Annotated in this window: 6 protein-coding genes and 1 pseudogene; 5 read left to right on the top strand and 2 right to left on the bottom strand. The window is 70.2% G+C overall.

Going from position 1 to position 4,408, the window contains the following annotated elements; genetic code table 11:
• A pseudogene (locus AB0M20_RS29220) lies at positions 1 to 463 on the bottom strand (hypothetical protein); the annotation flags it as partial.
• Positions 464 to 485: 22 nt separating this feature from the next.
• On the bottom strand, positions 486 to 1,262 hold the full coding sequence (locus AB0M20_RS29215; RefSeq protein ID WP_364303528.1) for a deoxyribonuclease IV: 777 nt from the start codon (positions 1,260 to 1,262) through the stop codon (positions 486 to 488).
• Positions 1,263 to 1,367: 105 nt separating this feature from the next.
• Here AB0M20_RS29215 and AB0M20_RS29210 point away from each other — a divergent pair, with 105 nt between their 5' ends.
• The 5 genes from AB0M20_RS29210 (at position 1,368) to rplI (ending at position 4,300) form a co-directional block, all read left to right on the top strand.
• Complete coding sequence (locus AB0M20_RS29210; protein WP_364303527.1) at positions 1,368 to 2,348, top strand: hypothetical protein; 981 nt, start codon at positions 1,368 to 1,370, stop codon at positions 2,346 to 2,348.
• Between the two features lie 271 nt (positions 2,349 to 2,619).
• A complete protein-coding gene (gene rpsF / locus AB0M20_RS29205; RefSeq protein WP_364303526.1) occupies positions 2,620 to 2,913 on the top strand; it encodes a 30S ribosomal protein S6 in 294 nt (97 codons plus the stop codon).
• Between the two features lie 86 nt (positions 2,914 to 2,999).
• Positions 3,000 to 3,569 carry a single-stranded DNA-binding protein gene (locus AB0M20_RS29200; RefSeq protein ID WP_364303525.1) on the top strand — a complete coding sequence of 190 codons (570 nt, stop codon included), beginning with the start codon at positions 3,000 to 3,002 and terminating at the stop codon, positions 3,567 to 3,569.
• Positions 3,570 to 3,596: 27 nt separating this feature from the next.
• Positions 3,597 to 3,836 (top strand): 30S ribosomal protein S18, encoded by a 240-nt coding sequence (gene rpsR / locus AB0M20_RS29195; protein ID WP_007073789.1) that lies wholly within the window; start codon positions 3,597 to 3,599, stop codon positions 3,834 to 3,836.
• Positions 3,837 to 3,850: 14 nt separating this feature from the next.
• Complete coding sequence (gene rplI / locus AB0M20_RS29190; protein ID WP_364303524.1) at positions 3,851 to 4,300, top strand: 50S ribosomal protein L9; 450 nt, start codon at positions 3,851 to 3,853, stop codon at positions 4,298 to 4,300.
• Positions 4,301 to 4,408 lie beyond the last annotated feature (108 nt).

The following is a 4,408-nucleotide window of genomic DNA, read 5'->3' as shown; positions in this document are numbered from 1 at the left end:
TGGAGGCCAGGTCGTCGAGCCCGGCGCGGGCTCGCTCGACCTCGGTCAGGAATCGGCCGACGGTGGCCATCGACGCACCGGCCGCGCTCGCCGCGCTCGCCGCACCGGCTGCGCTCGCCGCACCGGCCGCAGTCGAGGCACCGGCTGCGCTCGCCGCGCCGGCTGTGCTCGAGGTGCCTGGGGCGCTGGTGGAGCCCGCCGTGCCCGGTGACTGCCTCGCGGCGCCGGACAGGTCGGTCGGTGCGGCGGTCTCCCCGGGTCGGATCCGAGGACCGGCCGGAGGCTGCCCCGCTCCGCTGATCGTCCCGCCGAACGCCTCCGGACCCCGGCTGCCGCTCGGGCCCGGCGGCGGCGTCCCCCCACCCTTGATCGCGGATCGATCCCCGGGCGGCGGCGCCGACGCACTGCGGGCCTCGGGCTGGGCGGGCGTGGCCCGACCCGACGGCGGCTCGTCCGTCGTCATGCCTCTCCCTCGTACGGCCTGCTCAGCTGCCCGCTCGCCCGCGCAGCATCGCTATGTCGGCCGACTGACCCTCGACCCCACCTGGAGTCTCCACGATGACCGGTGCGCCCGCGGCGCGCACCACGGCCACCACCAACTCCGGGTCGATCTTGCCACTTCCGAGATTGTCGTGCCGGTCGCGGCCGCTGTCGAAGGCGTCTTTCGAGTCGTTGGCGTGGATCAGGTCGATGCGACCGGTGATCGCCCGCACCCGGTCGACGATGTCGAGCAGCTCCTCACCGCCGGCGTGCGCATGGCACGTATCCAGGCAGAAACCGGCGCCGAACTCGCCCACCGCATCCCACAACCGGGCCAGGCTGTCGAACTTGCGGGCCATCGCGTTGTCGCCGCCGGCCGTATTCTCGATCAACACCGGAAGGGGCAGCCCGCCGTCCTTCTGCGCGTACTCGAAAGCCTTGCGCCAGTTGGCATAGCCCGCCGCCGGATCGGCGCCCTCGCCGACGTGGCCGCCATGCACGATCAACCCTTTCGCACCCAGCTCGGCCGCCGCTTTCGCGTGCGCCATCATCAGCTTGCGACTGGGGATGCGGATGCGGTTGTTCAGCGTCGCGACATTCACGATGTACGGCGCGTGGATGTAAACGTCCACCTCGGACGCGCGCAGCTCGGCCGCGTCGGCACGCGGCTGAGGCGTCTTGTATCCCTGCGGATCGGTCAGGAAGAACTGGACCGTGTCCGCCTTGCGGTCGGCCGCCGCCGTCAGGGGATCGGCCGGATCGACATGAGCTCCGATGCGCATGAAACGAGACTACGACTCCCCTCCGACAAAACCCGCCGCGTCACCGTGCCGCGCGGGCGTTCGTTAACGGAATGATCACAGTTGCCTACCCGCTGGGGGAGACGCATGTCGCAGGTCCGATACCGGGTCGCCGCGCTGACGCTGGGAGGTCTGCTCCTCGGCGTTCCGCTGCTGACGAACGGGACGGCGAGCGCCGAGCAGATCGAGGGCGGCGGACGGCAGGTGGTGTTCGGCGGCGGTGGAGTGCTCGGGTTGTCCTGCCGCTCGATGCCGAATGTGAACGCCATGACGGTCCCGGCCGACTCCCGGGTCCGGGTGGTCAACCGCACCGGGCACAACGCGCGGCTGCGGCTCGGCGGCGAGGAGAAGGGGACGATCGCGGACGACGGCTCCACCGAGGTGGTCTTCCGCCGCGGCACGACCGCGGTGCAGCTCAGCCCGTCCTGCGCGCTGGGTGCCGAGTCGACGCCGGTGCTGGTCACCGCCACGCCCGGCCCGGTGCCGACGACGCCCGACCCGGAGCCGGGTCCGACCGACGACGACGCGACGCCGGTCTCCCCCGGCGGCTCCGGTACGCCGTCCGCGTCCGGCGGTGGCTCGTCGCTGCCCGACTCGTCGCCGCCGACCAGCTCGACCTCCCGCCCGACGCGGACGTCGACGGTGACCAGCCGTCCGGGCGCGACCCGGTCGGCGACCTCCCGGCCGATGAGTCAGGCCGCCGCCTCGGCGTTGCAGACCATGCCGCAGGGCGGCGCGGCGTCGTCGCGGGTCAGGACCAGGGTCACGAGGGGTACGGAGACAGCCGCGCCGGCGTTCTCCGGCATGCCGCCCGGTGACCGGAAGAGGATCGTGCCGGGCCGGCCGACCATCGCGCTGCCCTCGATGTCCGAGGCCGCCGCCGGTGCGTTCACCTCATCGCCGACCAGCATCGCGGCCGCCGAGCCGGTCGCCGCGATGGAGCCGATGTCCGACCGGCAGCCGGTCGGCCTGCTGGCCCTGGTCGCCGGGGTGTGCGCGCTGGGCGTCGCGGTCGGCGCTATTCGGGCATTTGTGTCGCAACGTGCATCTCGGTCAACCATCGCGTAAGCTGACGCCAGCAAGCTCCGCGGGGCGGCTGCGTCCAACCTCATCGGTGTGGTCGTTCCTCCCCAGGTCCCACCCAACGAATGCGGACCGGACGCCCCGCGGCTTCTTCGATCGGGCCTCGTCGCACAGCGGCGGGGCCCGTTTCGCTGTGCGGCTCCGGCCTCGCTACACTTGACCGTCCGCCAGGCACAAGTCCGTCCTGGTCGGCAGACACAAGACCTCCTGCCACGGAAATACCGTGGCCGTTCAGCCCACAGGAGGTGAGAACGTCTTGCGTCATTACGAACTCATGGTGATCCTCGACCCCAGTCTCGAGGAGCGCACCGTTGCCCCGTCGCTCGACACGTACCTGAACAACGTGATCCGGAACTCGGGCGGCTCGGTCGAAAAGCTCGATGTGTGGGGCCGTCGCCGGCTCTCGTACGAGATCAACAAAAAGGCCGAAGGCATCTACGCCGTCGTGGACCTGCAGGCGACACCCGAGGCCGTGGCGGAGCTGGACCGTCAGCTCCGGCTCAACGAGTCGATCCTGCGTACCAAGGTCATCCGGCCCGAGACCCGCTGACGTTCGTTTCTGTCAGAGGTTCTGTTTTGTCGTACCGCTCTGAGAACCTCTTGCAAGAACGACGCACCAGCGGCGAGGAGAAGATCATGGCAGGAGATACCACCATCACGGTCGTCGGCAATCTGACCGACGACCCCGAGCTCCGCTTCACCCCCTCGGGTGCGGCGGTGGCCAAGTTCCGCATCGCCTCGACGCCGCGGACCTTGGACCGGCAGTCCGGTGAGTGGAAGGACGGCGAGCCACTCTTCCTCGCGTGCAACATCTGGCGAGACGCCGCCGAGCACGTCGCCGAGTCGCTTCAGCGCGGCTCCCGGGTGATCGTGCAGGGGCGGCTGCGTCAGCGGTCGTACGAAACGCGTGAGGGCGAGAAGCGCACCGTCTACGAGCTCGAGGTCGACGAGATCGGCCCGTCGCTGCGCTACGCCACGGCGAAGGTGCAGAAGATGAACCGGTCCGGCGGCGGCAGCGGAGGCGGCTTCGGCTCAGGCTCCGGCGGTGGTGGCAATCGGCAGCAGTCCGGCGGTGGCAGCAGCGGCAGCGGTGGCGGCGGAGGAAACTTCGACGACCCGTGGGCCACGGCCGCGCCGGCCTCGTCGCCCGCCGGCGGTGGTCGCGCCTCCTCGTCCAACTCTTTCGATGACGAGCCACCTTTCTAAGGTCTTTTGAGTTCAGGAGTAAGAGCAATGGCTAAGGCTGCGGCACTGCGCAAGCCGAAGAAGAAGGTGAACCCGCTCGACAAGGACGGGATCACCTACATCGACTACAAGGACACCGCGCTGCTGCGCAAGTTCATCTCCGACCGCGGCAAGATCCGCGCTCGGCGGGTCACCGGTGTGACCTCGCAGCAGCAGCGGCAGATCGCCCGCGCGGTCAAGAACGCCCGCGAGATGGCGCTCTTGCCGTACACGGCGACGGCGCGCTGAGGGGAGGCCCGGACATGAAGATCATCCTCACGCACGAGGTCTCCAACCTCGGCACCCCCGGCGACGTCGTCGAGGTCAAGGACGGCTACGGCCGCAACTTCCTGCTGCCCAAGGGTTACGCGATCCGCTGGACCAAGGGTGCCGAGAAGCAGGTCACGGTCATCAAGCGGGCGCGCGACGCCCGCGAGATCCGCGACCTGGGCCAGGCCAACGAGGTCAAGGACCAGCTCGCGCAGCTCAAGGTCTCGCTGTCGGCGCGGTCCGGCAACGGCGGCCGGCTGTTCGGCTCGATCACCCCGTCCGAGATCGTCGACGCGGTGAAGGCCGCGGGCGGTCCGCTGCTGGACCGGCGTCGTCTCGAGCTGCCGGGTCAGATCAAGACCACGGGTGCGCACCAGGTCAAGGTCAAGCTGCACCCCGAGGTGACCGCCACGTTCCCCGTGAACGTCGTGGGCGCCAAGTAGTCGTCACACAACTGCTGCGCAGCGGCGGCCCGCTCCTCCACGCGGGGGGCCCCGGGGTAGGTGCGGGCGCCCATCCACCCCCCGGCCGCCGTAGCAGACGGTGTGGGG

Source organism: Actinoplanes sp. NPDC051633 (assembly GCF_040681735.1).
Classification (GTDB): domain Bacteria; phylum Actinomycetota; class Actinomycetes; order Mycobacteriales; family Micromonosporaceae; genus Actinoplanes.
The sequence above is the reverse complement of the archived record's forward strand: the minus strand, read 5'-3'. Positions and strand labels throughout refer to the sequence as shown.